This is a genomic window from Marinactinospora endophytica, assembly GCF_054780875.1.
Genome location: NZ_BAAGVM010000005.1, coordinates 127925 through 147153, shown reverse-complemented (window position 1 = coordinate 147153; position 19229 = coordinate 127925). Strand labels below are relative to the sequence as shown.

The following is a 19229-nucleotide window of genomic DNA, read 5'->3' as shown; positions in this document are numbered from 1 at the left end:
TCCTGGGGCGGCGATCCCAGTGCTACCGTTTTCGCGTGTTCCTCCCCCGCGCGTAGACCGCCGAGCCGACCGCGACCGTCATCGAGTCGCGGCATTCCGGCGTCCACGCACGTGAGCGGCGCGTCGATCCGCGCCGCCCTCATTCCCGCGGAACCTTCATGTCTTCGCGTTCGCGCGTTCCCTCATACCTGTCTGTTCTCCGCATTCCTGGCGCGTTCCGGGCATTCGGCGCGGTCTTGCCGGGCCGGCTGGCCTACGGGGTCATGTCGTTGCCCCTTCTCCTCTCCATCAGCGACACCACCGGCTCCTACACCACCGCCGGAGTCGCTATGGCGCTGTTCGGCATGACGCTCTGTGGGCTCGCGCCCGCGCGGGCCGCCCTGATCGACCGGCACGGCCCACTCCGGGCGCTGCCCCCGATGGCCGTCGGCTGCGCGCCGAGCCTGCTCATGGCCGCCTTCACCGAGCAACAGGGCAGGCCCGAAGCGGCGGCCTGGATCGATGCGGCGGAGGCGGTCGGCAGCGTCGTGGGCGGCCTGGCGCCATCTCATGGCGGGCCTCGCTGCGGGCACGGCTGTGCGTGCTCGCCCTGCTGCTCGGAGCGGCGATGGCCGCGGCCGGACTGGCGCCCAGTGTGCCGATCCCGGCCGTACTGTCCTTCATCGCGGGGCTCTTCATCTCGCCGACGATGACCAGCGCCTCTCCTCTGGCGGACGAGACGGCGCCGCCGGGACGGCGCGTCCAGGCGGGTGTCTGGGTGAACACCGCGGTCAACGCCGGCAACTCCGGGGGAGGCGCGGTGGCGGGAGCCCTGACGGATCGGCTCCCCCTGCCCACCTGCTTCGCGTTGACGGCCGTGCCCGCCGTGGTCGCCGCGGTGGTGGCCCTCGCCCGTTCATCGGGAAGGCGGGGAGGTGCGGTCCGGGCGGGGGCGTCCTCGGTGTGAGCGGACGTCTGAGGCGGCGGCGATCGGGGCGCGGCTTCCCCTGAAACGACCTGGGAAAACGGACGTCGGGGTCCCATGCCACCGATTGGCCGATCTTGGACAGAGTGCGACATTACCCCTACTCTTCGTGATCGACGCTGATAGCTTCACGTCGTCGTGATCGGTCGGCCGCCCCCGCGGCCGACCCTCCGACCGGGCTCGCCGTCCCCTCAGCCGCCCCCGTGAGGCCGGGGCGGCGCGCCCGCCCCCGCGGCCGGTACTTACGCCATCAACCACGCCGAGCCGTACATACCAACGACCTCGACCGGACGCTCCACGGAGCGCGCAAACCGGTGCCGGGCACCGTGGAGGGAGACAGAGCATGACAGGTGGAACGGGGACGGAGGTCCCACGGGCGCGGTCCGCCCCGGAGGCGTGCGACCTCCCACGGCCCGAAGGCACCCGATGGTGGCGGTTCGCCGCCCTGTTGTACGGCGAGGGCGGCCCCTTCGGCGTCACCTGCCTGTTCCTGCGCCACCACGGTCCCGCCACCGACACGGGCGTTCCCCAAAGCGCCCACGCCCTCGTCTGGGCCCGCGCCGACGCGGCAACGCGGACCCGCGTCGGGGAATCATGGATGGACCCGGCCGCGGTGGAGCTCATCCGACGTACCGTCGCGGGTGACCGGCACATGGACCCGCGGGTACGCGACGCCTTCGGCGAGGCGCTGGCACAGGGAAGGCCGCTGGGCCCCGACCGCCCCCTCCCCGGACCGGTCCGGGCCGGCGCGACAGGACTGGACCTGGATTTCGGCGGTGTCGGCGTGCTGCGCGAGGAGGATGACGGCTCCCACCTCGTCGAGGCGGGAACCGAGGGGAGCGGTCTCTCCCTGCGGTTCGCCGTCGGCGATCTCGGGTCGGCCTCACCGGAACAGCGGGAGGGCGGGCCGGTCCCGCGCCTGGAGGTCACCGGGGTTCTGCGCCAGGACGGCGCTCACACGGCCGTGCGCGGACAGGGCTGGTACGAGCACTTCCACAGCCGCTCCTGGCACCAGGACCCCGCCACCGACCAGGCCCTGCGCGCCGGGCGCACACGGGTCCGATTGCACCTGGACAACGGCTGGGAGGTCCACGCTTGCGCCGCCGGCGGGAGCGACGGCCGGGCCGGCCGCGCCCTCCTGCGCACCCCCCAGGGGGAGGTGACCGAGGCGCCCATGACCCTGCGCGGATCCTCTCCCTGGACCTCACTGGCCACCCTCAACACCTACGCCACGGTCTATGAGCTGACGGTGCCGCACACCGGCCTGGACCTGCGCGCGCGGGTGTGGTTCCCGAAGCAGGAGAACCGGTCCTCGCTCGTCCTGCCGGGCACGCTGGAGGCGTGGGCCGACGTCGAGGGCGCCTTCGGCGGAGAGCCGGTACGGGGGTGGGGCACCGTCGACGTCCTCCCCCTCGGCCGGTTCGACGACTTCGAGGAGCACATCACCCGGATCCGCGACACCACGAGCCAGGAGATCCGCCGGCTGTTCCCCGACGAACCGCGGCGCCGCGAACTCGTCACCGTCGCGGGCCTGGAGGAGCGCCCCGACGTCCTGGACGAGCTGGTGGTCCAGACGCTGCACGAATCACTGGTGCGGCCGATACGACACATCACCGACGGCCTGGGCAAGAGCATGCGCTCCTACGTCACCGCCGCGACCATCGAACTGTTCGGCGTCGACAGCGAGCCGTACCGCTCCCTTCTGGGAGCCGTCGAGATCCTGCACTCGGGCAACCTCACCGTGGACGACGTCGAGGACCGCTCGCCCATGCGGCGCGGGCGCCCGGCCGTCCACACGGTCTTCGGCGAGGCGACGGCCATCAACGCGGGGACCGCCGCCTACTTCGTGCTGGACGGGGTCCTGCGCCGCGTCCTGCCCGACGATGACCGGCTACGGCGGCGGATCTATGAGGTCTACCTCGGCGTGATGCGGGCCGCCCACGCGGGTCAGGCGCTCGACATCGCCGGCCACCGGGAGGCGATGGACGCGGCGGTGGCCGGCGGGGACGCCGAGGCGGTGCTGCGCCGCGTCCGCGTCACCCACCGGCTCAAGACGGCCGTCCCTGTCCGGGGCCTCGCCGAGATCGGCGGGATCGTCGCCCGCGCGGAGGAACGTCAGCTCGCGGCGTTGCGCGACTACTTCGAGGCGGTTGGAATGGCCTACCAGGTCAGCGACGACGTCATGGACCTGCGCGGGCTGTCCGCGCGCGACGAAACCGGCGAGACCGTGGCGACCAAGCACGTCGCCGAGGACCTGCGGGCGGGCAAGGTCACCATGCCCCTGGGGCACGCCGTCGCCCTCCTGCCGGGACCGCTCATGCGGGAGGTGTGGGCGACCGTACGCGGTGGTGGGGTCGACGCCGCGACCGCCGCCGAGATCGTGACCCTGCTGGAGGGGCACGGCGTCATCGACGCCTGCCTCGACGAGGCCGAGCGGATGGTCGACCAGGCGTGGGGGCCTTTCCACGACCTGCTGCCCGGCAACCACCTGGCCGTGATGATCCGCGCCCTGGGCCGCTACGCGGTCCGACGCGAACGCGAGTGAACCCCTCCCCATCCCCTTCGGAAAGGCTCTGCGGTGTCCCTCTCCGGCCCCACCCTCGAAGTCCACGACGTCCACAAGTCCTACGGGAACCGCCCCGTGCTGCGGGGAGCCGCCCTCTCCCTTCCCCCGGGCCGCCTGGCCGGGGTGGTCGGCGAGAACGGTTCCGGCAAGACCACGCTGCTGCGGATCCTCGCCGGGCAGCTCGCCCCCGACCGGGGCCGGGTCGGCTACCCGGGCGGCCTGGGGTACTGCCCCCAGCACCCGATCCTCAACCCCGCCTTCACCGTCGACCAGCACCTGCGCTTCTTCCAGGTCGCCTACGACCTGCCCACACTCGACCGCGCGCGCGAGCTGACCGAGATCCTGGGGTTCACCGGCTACGGAGGACACCGTGTCTCCGCGCTCAGCGGGGGCACCCGGCAGAAGCTCAACCTCACCCTCGCCCTGATGCACGATCCGCCCCTGCTCCTGCTGGACGAGCCCTACCAGGGGTTCGACTGGGAGACCTACGAGCGGTTCTGGGAGCTGGCCGCCAGCCTGCGCGACCGGGGATGTTCGGTTCTCGTGGTCTCCCACATCGCCTTCGACACCACCCGCTTCGACGTCCTGTGGCGCCTGGTGGAGGGCCGGCTGGCCCGTGTCGAGGTGCCCGTGGACGCCGGCGGCGCGGTACGGGCGGAGGGCCGTTGACCATGCGACGTGCCTGGACCCGCTACTCCACGGCGACCCTCTACGCGCTCACCGAGCACCTGCGCAACCGGTTGGCGCTCGTTCTCGTCGTGTTCTTCGTGCCCGTCTGGATCACCCTGGTCTACCTGGTGATCACCGACGTCGATGTGCGCTTCTACCTTCGGGCCTCGGAACAGCAGATCACGGTGGACGGCAACGACGTCAGCAAGATCTCCGGCGCCGTCAACGCCGTCACCCTGATCGTCGGGTTCATGATGTTCATCGTCACCTTCCGTTCCACCGGGTTCGACCAGCGTCTGGCCATGGCCGGCTATCCACGCCTGCACCTGCTCCTGGCCAAGCTCACCGCGCTGCTCGTCGCCTCGGCCCTGGTCTGCGCCTACGCGGTGGCCGTCATCTGCGTCTACTGGGTGCCCGAGCAGCCGGTGCTGCTGTGGACCGCGCTGCTCGGGGCGGCGCTGGCGTTCGGGGGGCTCGGGGTGGCCCTGGCCGCGGTCCTGCGCGGCGAACTGGAGGGGATGTTCGCCATCATCATGCTCAGCATCATCGACATGGGGTTGCAGAACCCGGTGTCCAATCCGGCCTCTGACAGCGACATCGTCCGCTATCTGCCGACCTACGGGGCCATGCAGTCCGGGGTGACCGCCGGCTTCCTCGACACCACCCCGGTGCTCCACCTGTTCCTGGGACCGTTGTGGTTCCTCTGCGCGGTCGTGGTGGCGGGCACCGCGTTCCGGTTGCGCACCCGCGACCGGCGGATCGGCCTGCCGTCGCCCGGCTTCGGCGGTCGGCGGGGAACACCCCGGGGCTCGCCGGCCGGGACGTGATCCTGCCGAAGGTGCGCCTCCCCAACCGGTTCAGTCACGTCGTACGGCGGTGATCCGCAGCCTCCGGTAGTCGGCCCACCAGCCGCCGTCCCGGTGCAGGATGGGGCGTAGCCGTTGCTCGACCTCGGCGAGGAGGGCGGCGGGGTCGGCGACGTCCGTCAGCAGGTGGGAGCCGAACATCCGCACCCAGTTGGCGATCGCGTCGCTCCCCTGGAGGCGGGTGGGACGGTCGAACAGCCGGGCCTCGGTGACCTCGAAGCCGGCCTGTTCCAGGACCGTCGCGTACTCGGCGACGCCGGGGTAGTACCACGGTTGCGCGGGTTCGGGCAGCCCGCGGGCGCGACGGGCCGCCTGGACCCCGGCGAGCAGGGTGGCGACGTTTCCGGTCCCGCCGAGTTCGGCGACGAGCCGGCCGCCGGGACGCAGTGCCGCGGCCAGTGACGCGGCGGCGCGGTCGGCCTCCGGTATCCAGTGCAGCACCGCGTTGCTGAGCACCGCGTCGAACTCCTCGCGCATCCCCAGGTCGCGCAGGTCGGCGAGGCGGACGTCGATGCCGGGAAAACGCGCGCGGGCCCGGGCGACCATCTCGGGGGCGGCGTCCACTCCCACGGCGATGGCGCCCGCGTCGCGTAGGGCGGCGACGTGGTCGCCGGTGCCGCAGCCGGCGTCGAGGATCCGTTCGCCGGGTCGTGGGGCCAGCAGGCGGAGCAGTTCGGCCCCGTAGCCGGCGACGAAGGAGTGACGGTCGTCGTAGAGCGCGGCGTCCCAGTGCTGAGTGGCCATGGACCGACCCTAACCGACCGTCTCGTTCAATGAAATGGACGTCTTGCATTGCGAGACATGGGCCGTTCCGGTCCACGCCGACGGGGAGAAGGGGGCCGGGGGTGTCGCCCGATCGGGCGACACCCCCGGATCCGTCCGTCAGGACTGTTCGGCCGTCGCCGGCTCGGACTCGTCCGCCGGCTCCGTTCGCGATCCGACGGTGGTCGCCAACGGCTTCTCCTTGATGAAGCACAGGATGACCGCGCTGAGCACCATCAGTGGCGCGATGTAGAGGAAGACCGGAGTGAGCGCCTCGTTGTAGGAGCTCACGATGAACTCCTTCACGGGGGCGTCCATCGCGTTCACCGCGGCGGGGGTGAGCGAGTTCTGGTCGACCGCGCCGTGCGCGCCACCGACCGAAACCGCCTCCCCGTGCCCGCCGAGGAGGGAGGTCAGCCTGCTGGTGAAGAGCGCGCCCACCACCGCGGACCCCAGGGAGGCGCCGATCTCGCGGAAGAAGTTGTTGGCGGCGGTGGCGGTACCGACCTCGGAGGCGGGGAAGGCGTTCTGCACCACCAGGACCAGGATCTGCATCCCCATGCCGATGCCGGCGCCCACGACCGCCAGGTACAGGCAGATGACCGGCAGCGAGGTGTCGACGGTCATCGTCGACATCAGCAGCAGACCGCCGGTCACGACGAGCATGCCGACGATCGGCAGCCACTTGTACCGGCCGGTGGCGCTCACCAGGAAGCCGGAACCCGTGGAGGTGATGAGGACCGCGGCCATCATGGGCAGCATGAGGAAACCGGCGTTGGTCGCGTCCAGGCCCGACACCATCTGGAGGTAGGTCGGCAGGTAGCCGACCGCGCCGAACATGGCCAGCGCGATGAACAGGCCCGCGATGGTGGAGAGGTTGAAGTTGCGGTCGGCGAACAGGTGCAGCGGGATGATGGGCTCCGCCGCGCGGCGCTCGACCAGGACGAAGGCCGCGCCGGCGACGACGAAGGCCACCCCCAGGCCGATGATGACCGGGGAGTCCCACTCGTACTCCGTGCCTCCCCAGGAGGTGAAGAGGACGACCGAGGTCACCGCGATCGCCATGGTCACCAGGCCGGCGACGTCGAGGCGGGGACGCTCCTCGGGGGCGGGGGAGGGGCGCAGGAAGACCACGGCCGCCAAAACCGCGAGCGCGCCCAGGGGGATGTTGATCCAAAAGGCCCAGCGCCAGCCGATGCCCTCGGTGAACCAGCCTCCCAGGATCGGGCCGAGGACAGAGGAGACCGCGAACACCGATCCCATGACCCCCATGTAGCGGCCGCGCTCCCTGGCCGGGATGATGTCGGCGATGATCGCCTGGGACAGGATCATCAGTCCGCCGCCCCCCAGCCCCTGCACCGCGCGCCCGGCGATCAGGCCGGTCATGCCCGAGGCCGCCCCGCCGATGACCGAACCGGCGAGGAACAGCAGGAGGGAGAGGATGAAGAGGTTCTTGCGGCCGACGAGGTCACCGAGCTTGCCGTAGACCGGCATCGTGATCGTGGCCGCGAGGATGTAGGCGGTGGTGACCCACAGCATGTGGTTGACCCCGCCGAGCTCGCCGACGATGGTCGGCAGGGCCGTGCTCAGGATGGTCTGGTCCAGCGACCCTAGAAGCATGGCGACCATGAGGGCCGCGAAAACGGCGTAGATCGTACGCCGATCGGCCGGCTCCGCCGCCGGTCCGTCCTTGTGCACTGTCGTCGGAGCGCTCACGTTTCCTTCTCGCCGAGGTGGGGCGCCCGGTTCGCGGATCGCGTCGGGCGGATGGGGTGGACTGCGCGGCCCGCCGATGAGCATGTCCTCCACGCCCGATGTGGACGTCACGGGACCGAGGGCCCGTGGTGGGAGGGGGGAGATGGGCGGCGCGCGGCGGGGGATGGGTGCCGGGGTGCGGCGGGGGGCGGACCGGGAATCCGGAGACGCCCCTCCAGGCAACGACCCTAGCAGAAGCGGAGGATTCACCTCCACTTACGTTTAGACTGCTCGTATGAGCTCCGCTACACCGTCGTCGCCGGACTGCCGTCCGCTGCGCAGGGACGCCGAGGAGAACCGGCTGCGCATCCTGCGCTCCGCCCGCGAGGTGTTCGCCGAACGGGGGGTGGAGGTGAGTCTGGACGACATCGCGCGGCACGCCGGGGTCGGCGTCGGCACCGTCTACCGGCGCTTCTCGGGCAAGCGGGAGCTGATCGAGACGCTGTTGCGGGAACAGGTCGAGGACCTCGCGGCGGTGGAGGCGCGCTCGCTGGCCTGCGAGGACCCCTGGGAGGGGTTCGTCCACTACGTCATGGGCATCAGCGAGCTCTTCGTCCGTGACCGCGGCCTGCGCGAGGTCACGTTGATGGGCACCTTCGGCGATATCACGGCGTCCGCCCGTGACCGCTTCCTTCCCACCATCAGCCGCATGATGGAACGGGCCCAGGAGAGCGGCCGGATGCGCCCCGACGTCACCCCGACCGACCTGCCGGTCATCGGGCTGATGCTCGGCACCGCCGGAGAGTACGCCCACGCGCTCCGGCCCGACCTGTGGCGGCGCTACCTCCTGATCATCCTCGACGGCCTGCGTTCCCCCGTCCCCAGTCCGCTGCCCGAGCCGTTGAGCGGGCAGGAGGTGGACCGGCTCATCCACGCCGCCCGGCACCGCAAGGGCTGACCGCGCGCCCTCGCCGGTCCGCCCGCTGATGACCGGACAGGCGGACGACCCGGGAGGGGCCCCTCCAGGAAGGGCGGCGCGCCGCGTCCGGGCTCCGTCCGACCCGTTTCCCACGACGGTCCCGCGCGTTCTCCCGGTCACCGTTTCCGCGATCGCCGCGGAAGAGGGGGAAAACGTCCCGAAACAAGGGGACACCGCTCCTCCGTCCGACACCGCGCCCGAGGAGGAACCACGCGGCGGCGATCCCTTCTCCGGGATTTCGTCACAGTTCCGCCCGGCTCCGCCCACCCCGCCCGGTGCGGTGCGCACGGTCCACCACTTCCGCCTGATGGGGCGATGACCCCGATTCCGACCTGCCATCTCCTCATCTGCGTCTTTTTCCGTGACCGAATGATTACGTTGGGCTATCGTTGCTGTTCGTGAACAACGAAACCGACGTGCTGCGCGTGGGGCACGCCGTGCTGCTGCGCGAACTCCGTCCCACCGACCTCACCCCCCTCGTCCACATCTGGAGCGACCCCGATGTGATGCGCAACGTCTACGAGCAGGCGTGGACGCCGCAGGAGTGCGCCGACATGCTCGCCAGGGCCAGGCGCGAGGCGGCCGAACGTCCGCGCAGGGTCTACCGGATGGGGATCGTGCGCCGGCAGGACGACACCCTGGTCGGGACCATCACCGTCGAGCTGGAACGCTACTCCGGCGCCTACGTGCGCGCCGCCGCCATCGCGCCCTCGGCCCGCAGGCAGCGCCTGGGCCTGGAGGCGTTCCACCTGGTCTCGTGCCTGGTCTTCGAGGATCTCGGGTTGCACCGGCTCTGGTGCGCCTGTCTCACCGACAACCTCCCCGCCCAAAAAGGCGTGCTGCGTTACGGGGCGCGTCGCGAGGGCACGATCCGCGAGTTCGTGAACCTGGACGGAACCTGGCGCGACGCCGAGATCTTCGGCCTGCTCGACCACGAGTGGCGCACCCGCCAGGACGAGGACGCGGGCCTCCTCGCCACCCCGGCCTAGGACACCGGCGACCTCGGACACGGGACGGCGGCTCAGGGGACCAGGCGGACGACGCCGCCCGCCTCCAGCGCCGTCCACACGGCCCCGTCAGGCCCCACGGCGATCCCGTGGGGTTCCGAGGCGGGCCGTGGCAGCGCGTACCGGGTGATCTCGCCGTCGGGAGCGACGTGGCCGATCCGGCCCGCCCCCCACTCGCTGAACCAGCACCCCCCGTCGGAGGCGGCGGTGATGGCGTGCGGTCGGGCCGCGCGATCGGGCAGCGGGAACTCGCGGATGCGACCGTCGGGGTCGATCCGTCCCACCTGCCCGGCCGCGATCTCGACGAACCACACGGCTCCGTCACCACCGCGGGTGATGCCCACGGGACCGGCGTCGGCGGTCGGCAACGGGTGCACCGTCACCGCTCCGTCGAGGCTGATGCGTCCCAGGGCGTTCGCCTGGTGCAGCGTGAACCACATCGCCCCGTCGGGCCCCTCGGTGATCGCCGAGGGGAAGGCCCCTTCGACGGGAAGCGGGAAGTCGACCGTCTCCCCCGCGGGGGTGATCCGGCCGATCCGGTCGACGTTGGGTTCGGTGAACCACATGGCCCCGTCGGGACCGGCCGCGATCCCGTAGGGGCCGCTGTCGGGCGTGGGCGTCTCGAAGGGAAGCGCCGACCCGTCGGTCGCGATCCGGCCGATCCGGTGGTCGCGGAACCGGGTGAACCACAGCGCCCCGTCGGGACCGGGGGTGATGACCGTCGGCCCGCAGCCGGGCGCGTCGAGGGAGTGGACGTCGATCCGGCCGTCCAGGGAGAGCCGCGCGATCTCCCCGGAGTTGACCAGGGTGAGCCACATGGCCCCGTCGGGGCCGGCCGTGATCCCGTAGGGTCCGGCCTCCGGGCCCGCGACCGCGAATTCGTGGAGGGAGGACGGGGGAGTGGTGGGCATGTCGGTCCTTCGCGTCGGCTGGTGGGGATCAAGGGTCCGATCTCGCGGATCGGGGGAGGGGCGTGGGGGGCGGTCGGCCGCGGGCGTCCACCCGTCTCCTCCCGTCTCCGCGCACGTACCGTTTCTCAGTCCCCTCCCGGATACCCGCGTCGTCCTGCGCGGTGGGCGGCGTGGACGACGTCGAGGACGATCGCGGCGAGCTCGGCCGGACGGGTCATGGGCACGTTGTGCCCCGAGTCGATCTCCACCAGCCGGCGTCCGGGGGCGGCGTCGACCACGGCCCGCACCTCCAAGCGCCGCTCGGCGTAGACCCCGGCGTCGGCGAGCACGATCGTCAGCGGCACCCGGATCCGCTCGTAGACGTCGACGCTGGGAAGGACGGGATCGTCCGGCGCGATGTCGCTGACGACGGCGATCTCCTCGGTCGAGGGCCTGCGCCGCCAGTTGCCGTCGTGACGGGTGAAGGAGCGCCGCGCGACCTCGCGGACCAGGTCCGGGCGCGCGCCGGCGTCCAAGGGGTCCTCCGGGGCCGCGCGGACCCTCCGCTCGACCTCGGCGCGCATTTCCTCGTCGTCGGTCACCAGGCCGTAGCCGAAGGTCGCGCGCAGCCGTCGCGCGGATTCGGGGGTGCGCCACACGGCGTGGGCGGCCGCCGATGTCACGCGGTCGTCCAGCACCACTCCGTCGACCACGCACAGCGCGGCGGGCTCGACCAGTCCGCTCGCGGTCACCGCCGTCACGGCGTAGCCGCCCGTGGAGTGGCCGACGAGGACGGGCCGCTCCCATCCCAGCCGCGCGACGACGGCGGCGATATCCCGCCAGTACTGGTCGGGGGCGGTGGAGGCGGCCGTGCTGTGGCCGTGTCCGCGCAGGTCGAAGGCGACCGGATGGCAGTGCGCCACCAGGTGCGCCGCGGCGTCCAGCCAGGCCGCGGCGTTGTGCCCGCTGCCGTGGACGAGCAGGACCGGCGGCCCGTCGCCGCCGAAGTCCACTCCCGCCAGGACGCCGCCTTCGACGGCGACCTCGAACTCCCGTGTGCTCACTGGTGACACTGTGGCCCATGGGTCTTGTGAGCACAACGGATTTTCGACGCCGCGGCCCGCTGCGGCGCCGGCGCCGGCCGGCGGGAGCGCTCAGACCCGGCCGTGGAGCATGGCCATCAACCGGTTCAGGACCGCGCCGCCGCTGACCCGCAGGCCGTCGTGCTCGTACTCGTTGGTGACCCAGGCGCGCAGGCCGTTGACGGTGCGGGCGGTCTCCAGGGACAGGTCACGGTCGACGTACATGTCGTCGTGGTAGACGGCGGCGGCGACCGGCACCTCGTTGGCGCGCAACCGGGCCGGGTCGTAGAGCCGCGGCCAGGTCTCACGGGCGGCGATGAGCTCGGCGGCCTCGCGCAGGGGGCGCAGGACGGGGTCGGCCTCGAACATCCACGGGTAGATCATCTCCCCGGTGAACAGCACCGGCTCGCCCTGCGCCAGGGCCGTGTCGGCGTCGAAGCGCGGGAACTCCGCCCGGATCCGCTGCGCCGACCAGGCCGTGGCACCGTGGCCCTGCGCGTAGCACGGCTCGTGCAGGACCGCGTACAGGGGCCTCGCGGCGAACGACAGGTGGGCCTCGGCCTGGGCGAGGAAGCCGTCCGAGGGACGGGGCGTGCCGTCGGCCGAGGCGTCCTCGATCAGGTAGTGCAGCGCGTGGCTGCCCGAGCCGCTGCCCAGCATCCGCCCCAGGGCCTGGAGCGCCTCCACCGTGAACCGCGCGCCGCTCGGCAGCCGGACGTCGTGGTCGCGCAGGTGGGCCGCCAGCTCCCGGACACGTTCGACGTCGTGGGGGTAGCGGCGGTAGTGCGCGTCGTTCTTCTCCTCGACGCGGCGGTAGGTGGCGCGGTAGACGTCGTCGGGGGTGGCGGACAGTCCCGGAAGCCCGCCGGTGATGAACACTTCACGCAGTCCCTCGGGGGCGAAGGACAGGTAGGTCACCGCGCAGAACCCGCCGAAGCTCTGCCCCAGCACGCTCCACGGGACGTCGCCGATCAGCTCCCGGCGCACGAGCTCGGCGTCGAGCACGATCGAGTCCGCGCGAAAGTGCGCCAGGTAGGCCGCCTGGTCCCGGGGGTCGGCGAAGCGGGCGAGCGTGGCGCGGTTGGCCGGTGTGGAGCGGCCGGTTCCCCGCTGGTCCAACAGCAGGACCCGGTAGTCGCGCAGGGCCCGGTCCAGCCAGTCCTGGCGGCCGATGGGGCGGGGCGAGCCGATCCCCGGACCGCCCTGGAGGTAGAGCAGCCACGGCAGGTCGTCCTCGGCCCGCTCCGCCGCGACGACCTCCCGGGCGTAGAGCTCGATCCGCTCGCCGTCGGGTGCCCCGTGGTCGAGGGGGACGGAGAAGACGTGGTCGGTCAGGACGGTGCCGGGCTGGTGGTAGGTGCTCATGCGGCGACCGTACCGGGCCGGGAGGGGCGCCGCCGCGGCGGCGCCCCCAAGGTCAGCCGCGCGCGATCCGTTCCATCAAGCCGGCGACCAGCGCGACCTGGTGGGGGGTGCCGTCGATCCGGACGTGCTCGTCACGTGAGTGCGGTCCGGCGCCGACGGCGCCCAGCCCGTCCAGGACGGGCAGGCCCAGCGCCGACAGGAAGTTGGCGTCGCTGGCGCCGCCCACCGCGACCGCGTCCAGGGAGGAGCCCAGCCCCTCGGCGACCTCCCGGGCGAGTCCCAGCAGCTCCCGTGAGGCGGGGCCGGGGTTCATCGGAGGGCGGTTCCAGCCGCCGGTGATCTCGACCTTGACCCTGGGATCGGCGGCGACCAGCGCGGCCAGGCCCGCGTCGACGCGCGGCATCTCGGCGGGGTCTTGGACCCGCACGTCGACCTCGCAGGTGGCGCGGCCGGCGACGACGTTGCGGCCGGTCCCCCCGGCGATGACGCCGACGTTGACGGTGGTGCCGCGCTCGGGCGCGGCCAGGGCGGTGATCTCGGGAACGAGCAGGGCCAGCGCGTGGATGGCGCTCGCCCCCGCCTCGGGGTCGAGCCCGGCGTGGGCCTCGACCCCGTGCACGGTGACGTCGAACAGGCCCATGCCCTTGCGCCGGTCCTTGGCGGCGCCGTCCCGGCTCGGCTCCAGCACGAGCGTCGCCGCGGCGCCGGTGCCGGCGCGCTCGATGTGGGGGCGTGAGGCGGGGCTGCCGATCTCCTCGTCGCCGGTGAGCAGCAGGCGCACGGTGGGCCGGGGCAGGTCGAGTTCACGCAGGGCGCGCAGTGCCCACACCCCCTGGACGATGCCGGCCTTCATGTCGAAGCAGCCGGGGCCGCTGAACCGCTCGCCGTCGACGGTGACCGGCCACCAGGCGAGGGTGCCACGCGGCCACACCGTGTCGTAGTGGCACAGCAGCACGACCTCGCGCGCCGTGGTGCCGGGGTAGGCGACGTCGAGGACGTCGCCGAAGGCCCCACCATCGTGGCGGACGCGCGTGGCGGGCGCGCCGAGGCGTTCCCCCAGCCATGTCTCGATGCCGTCGAGCCCCAGGTCCAGCAGTTCCTTGTCGTTGCTGGGGGTCTCCAGCTCCACCAGGCGACGCAGGTCGGCCAGGACGTCGGGCAGGTCGCGACGGGCCAGGTCGGCGAGGGCGTTGAGGGGGGACGGCTCAGGGGCGTTCACGTGACACCTTCTCGGAATCGTCGGGAGCCGGCCCGGGACCGGGCCGGCGTCGGGGTCAGCGCACCGGCACACCGGGGCCGAGCGGGATGCCCAGCGCCCACCAGGCGATGAAGAACAGCGACCAGCCGATGAGCAGGGTGATGGAGAGCGGCAGGGTGAGGGACATGAGCGTGCCGATGCCGGCGTCCTTGCGGTAGCGCTGGAGCAGGCCGAGCGCCATCACGAAGTAGGGGCTCATCGGGCTGATGACGTTGGTGGTGGAGTCGGCGATCCGGAAGAGCGCCTGGGTGGTCTCCGGCGGCACCTCCAGCAGCATGAACATGGGCACGAAGATCGGGGCGATGAGCGTCCACTGCGCCGATCCGCTCGTGATGAGCAGGTTCATGATGGCGACCACGACGAGGAAGCCGACGAACAGGGCGATCGGGTGGACCCCGGCGGCGTCCAACAGGTCGGCGCCGCGGATCGCGATGATCTCGCCGATCCCGGTCCACTTGAAGTAGGCGAGGAACTGCGAGGCGGCGAAGAAGAGGACGATGACGGGGGCCAGATCGCGCACGCCGGCAGCCATCGCCGGGGGGACGTCGCGGGCCGCGCGGATCGTCCCGACCGCCCGGCCGTAGACGACGCCGGCCAGCAGGAACAGGATGCCCAGGACGTAGGCGACGCCGGTGATGACGGGGGAGTCGAGGATGCCGCCCTCGGGGCCGCGCAGCGGGGAACCGGAGGGGGCCAGCGCCAGCGCGATCACGGCGATGGCCGCGAGGACGACCAGGCCGGCGTTGCGCAGGCCGCGCCGCTCGTCGGCGCTCAGCTCCATCGCGCCGAGCTCGTTCTCGGCGTCCTCCCCGTCGGCGACCATGCCCGCGGTGCGCCGGGTGAGCACGAACTCGGTGACGATGGTGATCAGCGCGGCCAGGAAGACCGCGGAGGCCGCGGAGAAGAAGTAGTTGGACAGCGGGGTGACCACGTAGCCGGGGTCGATGAACTGGGCCGCGCTGGTGGTGAGGCCGGCGAGGATCGCGTCGGTGGGCGTGATCAGCAGCGAGGCGTCGTAGCCGGCGGAGATCGACGCGAAGGCGACGACCAGGCCGAGGATCGGGCTGCGGCCGACGGCCTTGAAGACGAGCGCCCCCAGGGGGATCAGCACGACGTAGGCGGCGTCGGAGGCGACGCTGCCGGTGATGCCGGCCAGCGCGAGGACGAAGGTGAGCCAACGCGCCGGAACCCGGGTGACGCTGCCGCGCAGCATGGCGTTGAGCAGGCCGCTGCGCTCGGCGACGGAGACGCCCAGCATGACCGCGATGATCAGCGCGAGGGGCGGGAAGGTGGCGAAGTTGTCGATGGCGTCGCCGACGATGACCTGCACGCCCTCGGCGGACAGCAGGCTGCGGGCCTCGATGCGCTCGCCGTCGGCGGGGGAGATCGCGAATGCGCCGAGCGCCTGGAGGAGCACGCTGAGCGCGATGACGATCCCGGCCATGATCGTGAACAGCCAGAACGGGTGGGGCAGTTTGTTGCCCGCCCGTTCCACCGCCTGGAGGACTCCTAGAAGGACCCTCATCGACCGCTTGGGACGCATGGTTTCGGACGTGGTCACCGTCGCTCCTCGCTCGGCTGCCTGCTTCGAGCGGATCGCCTCCCTGCCCGCTCCCGATTCGTACATCTCAGACGTCGTGGGCGGATATGTCAATAGCTAAGATTGAAATGGGCGAATCATTCACGAAGTTACGGTTGGATGACGGCTACCATCAGGGCGTGACGGTACAGACGAATCTGGACGATCTCGACCTCGATCTCATCGCCGCCCTCCAACAGGCGCCCCGGGCCCCCGTCAACGTCCTGGCCGAGGCGCTGGGCAGTTCGCCCAGCACGGTCGGACGGCGGTTGCAGCGTCTGCACGACGACCGGCTGGTGCGCGTCATCGGACAGGTCGACTGGCCCCTGTTCTCCGGGGCCCACCCCCGTCACGTCTGGATCACCACCGTCCCCGGCCGACTCCAGGAGGTCGCCCACGCCCTCGCCGAACGCCCCGAGACGCAGTTCGTGGCGATGACCGCCGGCCACGCCGACATCTACTGCGTCGTCCTGCCGGCGGGCCGTGACCATGTGCGCGACCTGCTCACCCACGAGATCCCGTCGGTCCCGGGCGTCGTCTCCACCCAGTCGGACCTGGTGTTGCGCCCGGTGATCCGGGCCGACGCCTGGCGGCTGGACCGGCTGCCCCCCGACCGGCTCGCCGCGCTCGGCTCCCACCGTGACGACGGGGAGGAGGGGAGCGGATGGGCGGTGCCGACCCCCCAGGAGATGGCGGCGGTACGGCTGCTGCACCACAACGCCAGGGCCGGCTCCAGCGAGGTGGCCCGGGAACTCGGGGTGAGCCAGTCCACGGCCTACCGGCTCATCCAGTCGCTGCTGGAACGCCGGATCGTGCGCCCCCGGGTCGAGGTGGAACCCGCCCTGCTGGGCATGGGCCTGGAGGCGGTCGTGTCGTTGGGGGTGACGCCGGGCGCGATCGCCGACGTCGCCGGGCTCCTGGGCGCCCACCCCTCGGCCCGCTACGTCTCGGTCGTGGCGGGCGGGGCCTCGATCATCCACCACGGCGTGTTCCGCGACGAGGCCGCGCTCGCCGACTTCCTCTCCGTCGACCTCGCCCGCGGCTCCGGCGTCACCGACCTGCGGGTGTCGGTGGTGCTCGACGTGTTGCGCCGCTACTGGATACGGCGTGACGGGGTGTTCCTGGGCGACCCCCGGCTGCCGCTGCCCTATGGGAACGAGGAGGACGCCACCGGCTGACGCTGACCAGCGGAGCGCCCCGGGGCCGCGAGACGGGGACCGGCGCGTCACCGCGGGGGAGGGAGCGGAAGGAATCGGAAGAGCCGGGCGAACCCCATCCGGCCGGACGGCGGTCTCCCGGTGAATCCTCGGTGACATCGGCCGCGCGCGAGCGGTCGCGACGGCGCGGGGCACCAGCATGGGGATCCCGAGCGGCCTGGCCCCTCCGCCGCCCCGACCCGCCTGGACTGGTTCCCGTGACGACCCCCACCGCCTCCGTGTCGGCCGTCCCCGCCACCGCGGCCACCGGTGTTCACCGCTTCCGCCCCGAGGTACAGGGACTACGCGCCCTCGCCGTCCTGCTCGTGGTCGTGTACCACCTCGACGCCGACCTGATGCCGGGCGGTTACGTCGGCGTGGACGTGTTCTTCGTGATATCCGGCTTCCTCATCACCACGTTGCTGGTACGCGAGGCCGAGCGTGACGGCCGGATCTCCCTGGCCGGCTTCTACGCGCGGCGCATCCGCCGGATCCTGCCCGCGGCCACGCTGGTGCTGGTCGCGACCGGGGTGGCCGCGGTCCTCCTGTTGCCCGCCACCCGGCTGGAGGACACCGCCCGCCAGCTCATCGCGAGCGCGCTGTACGTCGAGAACCTGTACCTGGCCGGGCAGGCCGTGGACTACCTGGCGGCCGAGACCGTTCCCTCGCCCGTCCAGCACTTCTGGTCGCTGGCCGTGGAGGAGCAGTTCTACCTGGTGTGGCCGCTGCTGTTCCTCGCCTGGGCGGGGTGGGGCCGGCGGACACGTCGCGCCGGCCGCCTGCTCGTGGCCGCGGTGGCCGTGATCGTGGTGGCGTCGTTCGGTTGCTCCCTGTGGCTGACGGCCACCGACACGGCACGGGCCTACTTCCTGCCGCACACGCGGATGTGGGAGCTGGCCGCGGGCGGGCTGCTGGCGCTGCTCCTGTCGCGCGCGGAGGTGCCCGAGCGGGCGCGCGGCGCGCTCGGCGTGCTGGGACTCGCCGCGATCCTGGGCGCGGCGCTGGGGTACGACGACGCGACCTCCTTCCCCGGCCACGCCGCGGCGCTGCCCGTGCTGGGCGCCTGCGCGATCATCGCCGCCGGGCACGACGGTTCGCGCCGTTCCGTCGGGGCGCTGCTGGCGAGCGCGCCGGCGCGTCTCGTCGGCGACCTCTCCTACGCGCTGTACCTGTGGCACTGGCCGATCATCGTGATCGCGGTCGGCTGGAGTGGACGCTCGCTCACCCCCGTGTCGGCCGCCGCGGTGCTGGCGTTGTCGTTCGCCCTGGCGTGGGCGACCAAGGTCGCGGTGGAGGATCCGATACGCACCGGGGGCGCGCTGCGCCGGCTGCGTCCGGGCCTGGCGTTCGCCGTGGCGGGTGCCCTGACGGTGGGCGCGATCGGCGGCGGGCAGCTCGCCCACGCCCAGCGGTTGCGCGCGGTGGAGTTCGACCCGTCCGTGCACACGGGGCCCCGCGCGCTGGAGGCGGGGGACACGCCGCAGCGGATCACCGAGCCGATCTTCCCCGCGCCGTTGGCGGCGACGGACGACCTGCCCGACCTCTACGCCGACGACTGCCAGACCTCGGCCGTCGAGAGCGTGCCACGCCACTGCGTCTACGGCCCGGAGGGGGCGGCGACCGAGGTGGCCCTGGTCGGCGACTCCCACGCCGCGCACTGGCTGCCGACCGTGCAGGAGCTGGCCGGAGAGCGCGGCTGGCGGGTTCACGTGTTCACGAAGGCGTCGTGCGTGTTCACCGCGACGCTCATCGAGGATCCTCAGGGGCGCCCGTACCACCAGTGCCGGGAATGGGGCGAGGCGGTGGTGTCCGAGCTGTCCGGGCGGATCCGGCCGGACATGGTGTTCACCTCCTCCAACACCATCGCCGAGGCGCACGGCGCGGGTTCGAGGGGGGAGGGACGGGATCTGATCGCCGAGGGGATGGCCCGATTGTGGACCGAACTGGAGGCGGGCGGGGCCGAGGTCGTCGCGATCCGGGACACCCCGCAGTCACGCCCCGGGATCGCCGAATGCGTCGAACGGGGCGCCGGCGTGCTCACCGCGTGCACCCGGACCCGGGAGGACGCGCTGGACCCCGACCCCCAGTTCGCCGCGGCCGAGCTGGTGGGCGGCCAGGCCCGGGTGGTGGATCTGAGCGACCTCTTCTGCACGTCGGAGCAGTGTCCTCCGGTGGTGGGCAACGTGCTGGTCTACCGCGACGGCCACCACATCACCGCGACCTACGCCCGGCTGCTCGCGCCCTACTTCGCCGAGCTGCTGGACGAGGACCGGATCCGGGGGTGACGATGGGGGACACCGCGGCCCGGAAGAACGACGTCCGGGCCGCTTTTACATAACCGGAGTAAACAG

15 protein-coding genes are annotated in these 19229 nt (G+C 72.2%); 8 read left to right on the top strand and 7 right to left on the bottom strand.

Features of this window, described 5'->3' with window-relative positions; all coding sequences use genetic code 11:
- The first annotated feature begins 580 nt into the window (after positions 1 to 580).
- From ACYVHU_RS11355 to ACYVHU_RS11340, 4 genes are all read left to right on the top strand, one after another.
- The gene (locus tag ACYVHU_RS11355) at positions 581 to 946 is read left to right on the top strand and encodes an MFS transporter (protein WP_498948315.1); all 366 of its coding nucleotides are present in this window, start codon (positions 581 to 583) and stop codon (positions 944 to 946) included.
- 361 nt (positions 947 to 1307) lie between these two features.
- On the top strand, positions 1308 to 3509 hold the full coding sequence (locus ACYVHU_RS11350; protein ID WP_498948313.1) for a polyprenyl synthetase family protein: 2202 nt from the start codon (positions 1308 to 1310) through the stop codon (positions 3507 to 3509).
- A 33-nt stretch (positions 3510 to 3542) separates the two neighbouring features.
- Positions 3543 to 4199, top strand: a complete 657-nt coding sequence (locus ACYVHU_RS11345; RefSeq protein WP_498948312.1) for an ABC transporter ATP-binding protein — start codon at positions 3543 to 3545, stop codon at positions 4197 to 4199.
- A 2-nt stretch (positions 4200 to 4201) separates the two neighbouring features.
- Positions 4202 to 5026: an ABC transporter permease gene (locus ACYVHU_RS11340; protein WP_498948576.1), complete on the top strand. Its 825-nt coding sequence runs from the start codon at positions 4202 to 4204 to the stop codon at positions 5024 to 5026.
- A 30-nt stretch (positions 5027 to 5056) separates the two neighbouring features.
- Here the strand turns inward: ACYVHU_RS11340 and ACYVHU_RS11335 are convergent, their stop codons facing one another.
- Positions 5057 to 5809: a class I SAM-dependent methyltransferase gene (locus ACYVHU_RS11335; protein ID WP_432940404.1), complete on the bottom strand. Its 753-nt coding sequence runs from the start codon at positions 5807 to 5809 to the stop codon at positions 5057 to 5059.
- Between the two features lie 138 nt (positions 5810 to 5947).
- Positions 5948 to 7543, bottom strand: coding sequence for an MDR family MFS transporter (locus ACYVHU_RS11330; RefSeq protein ID WP_235000888.1), 1596 nt, complete (start codon positions 7541 to 7543; stop codon positions 5948 to 5950).
- Between the two features lie 274 nt (positions 7544 to 7817).
- On the opposite strand from ACYVHU_RS11330, the gene ACYVHU_RS11325 reads away from it, so the two are divergent.
- Positions 7818 to 8480, top strand: a complete 663-nt coding sequence (locus ACYVHU_RS11325; protein WP_078761261.1) for a TetR/AcrR family transcriptional regulator — start codon at positions 7818 to 7820, stop codon at positions 8478 to 8480.
- A 419-nt stretch (positions 8481 to 8899) separates the two neighbouring features.
- Positions 8900 to 9490 carry a GNAT family N-acetyltransferase gene (locus ACYVHU_RS11320; RefSeq protein ID WP_159457244.1) on the top strand — a complete coding sequence of 197 codons (591 nt, stop codon included), beginning with the start codon at positions 8900 to 8902 and terminating at the stop codon, positions 9488 to 9490.
- Between the two features lie 32 nt (positions 9491 to 9522).
- Here the strand turns inward: ACYVHU_RS11320 and ACYVHU_RS11315 are convergent, their stop codons facing one another.
- The 5 genes from ACYVHU_RS11315 to ACYVHU_RS11295 all read right to left on the bottom strand — a co-directional run bounded on the left by ACYVHU_RS11315 (position 9523) and on the right by ACYVHU_RS11295 (position 15628).
- Positions 9523 to 10419 (bottom strand): Vgb family protein, encoded by an 897-nt coding sequence (locus tag ACYVHU_RS11315; RefSeq protein WP_498948308.1) that lies wholly within the window; start codon positions 10417 to 10419, stop codon positions 9523 to 9525.
- Positions 10420 to 10544: 125 nt separating this feature from the next.
- Positions 10545 to 11462: an alpha/beta fold hydrolase gene (locus ACYVHU_RS11310; protein WP_498948307.1), complete on the bottom strand. Its 918-nt coding sequence runs from the start codon at positions 11460 to 11462 to the stop codon at positions 10545 to 10547.
- A gap of 90 nt (positions 11463 to 11552) precedes the next feature.
- Positions 11553 to 12845 (bottom strand): alpha/beta hydrolase family protein, encoded by a 1293-nt coding sequence (locus tag ACYVHU_RS11305; RefSeq protein WP_498948305.1) that lies wholly within the window; start codon positions 12843 to 12845, stop codon positions 11553 to 11555.
- Positions 12846 to 12897: 52 nt separating this feature from the next.
- Positions 12898 to 14064 (bottom strand): M20 family metallopeptidase, encoded by a 1167-nt coding sequence (locus ACYVHU_RS11300; protein WP_498948304.1) that lies wholly within the window; start codon positions 14062 to 14064, stop codon positions 12898 to 12900.
- A 55-nt stretch (positions 14065 to 14119) separates the two neighbouring features.
- Positions 14120 to 15628 (bottom strand): AbgT family transporter, encoded by a 1509-nt coding sequence (locus ACYVHU_RS11295; RefSeq protein ID WP_498948575.1) that lies wholly within the window; start codon positions 15626 to 15628, stop codon positions 14120 to 14122.
- A 212-nt stretch (positions 15629 to 15840) separates the two neighbouring features.
- On the opposite strand from ACYVHU_RS11295, the gene ACYVHU_RS11290 reads away from it, so the two are divergent.
- Positions 15841 to 16860 carry an Lrp/AsnC family transcriptional regulator gene (locus tag ACYVHU_RS11290; RefSeq protein ID WP_498948574.1) on the top strand — a complete coding sequence of 340 codons (1020 nt, stop codon included), beginning with the start codon at positions 15841 to 15843 and terminating at the stop codon, positions 16858 to 16860.
- A gap of 236 nt (positions 16861 to 17096) precedes the next feature.
- Entirely contained in the window at positions 17097 to 19163 is a 2067-nt protein-coding gene (locus ACYVHU_RS11285) for an acyltransferase family protein (protein WP_498948303.1), read from the top strand.
- The last annotated feature ends 66 nt before the right edge of the window (positions 19164 to 19229 follow it).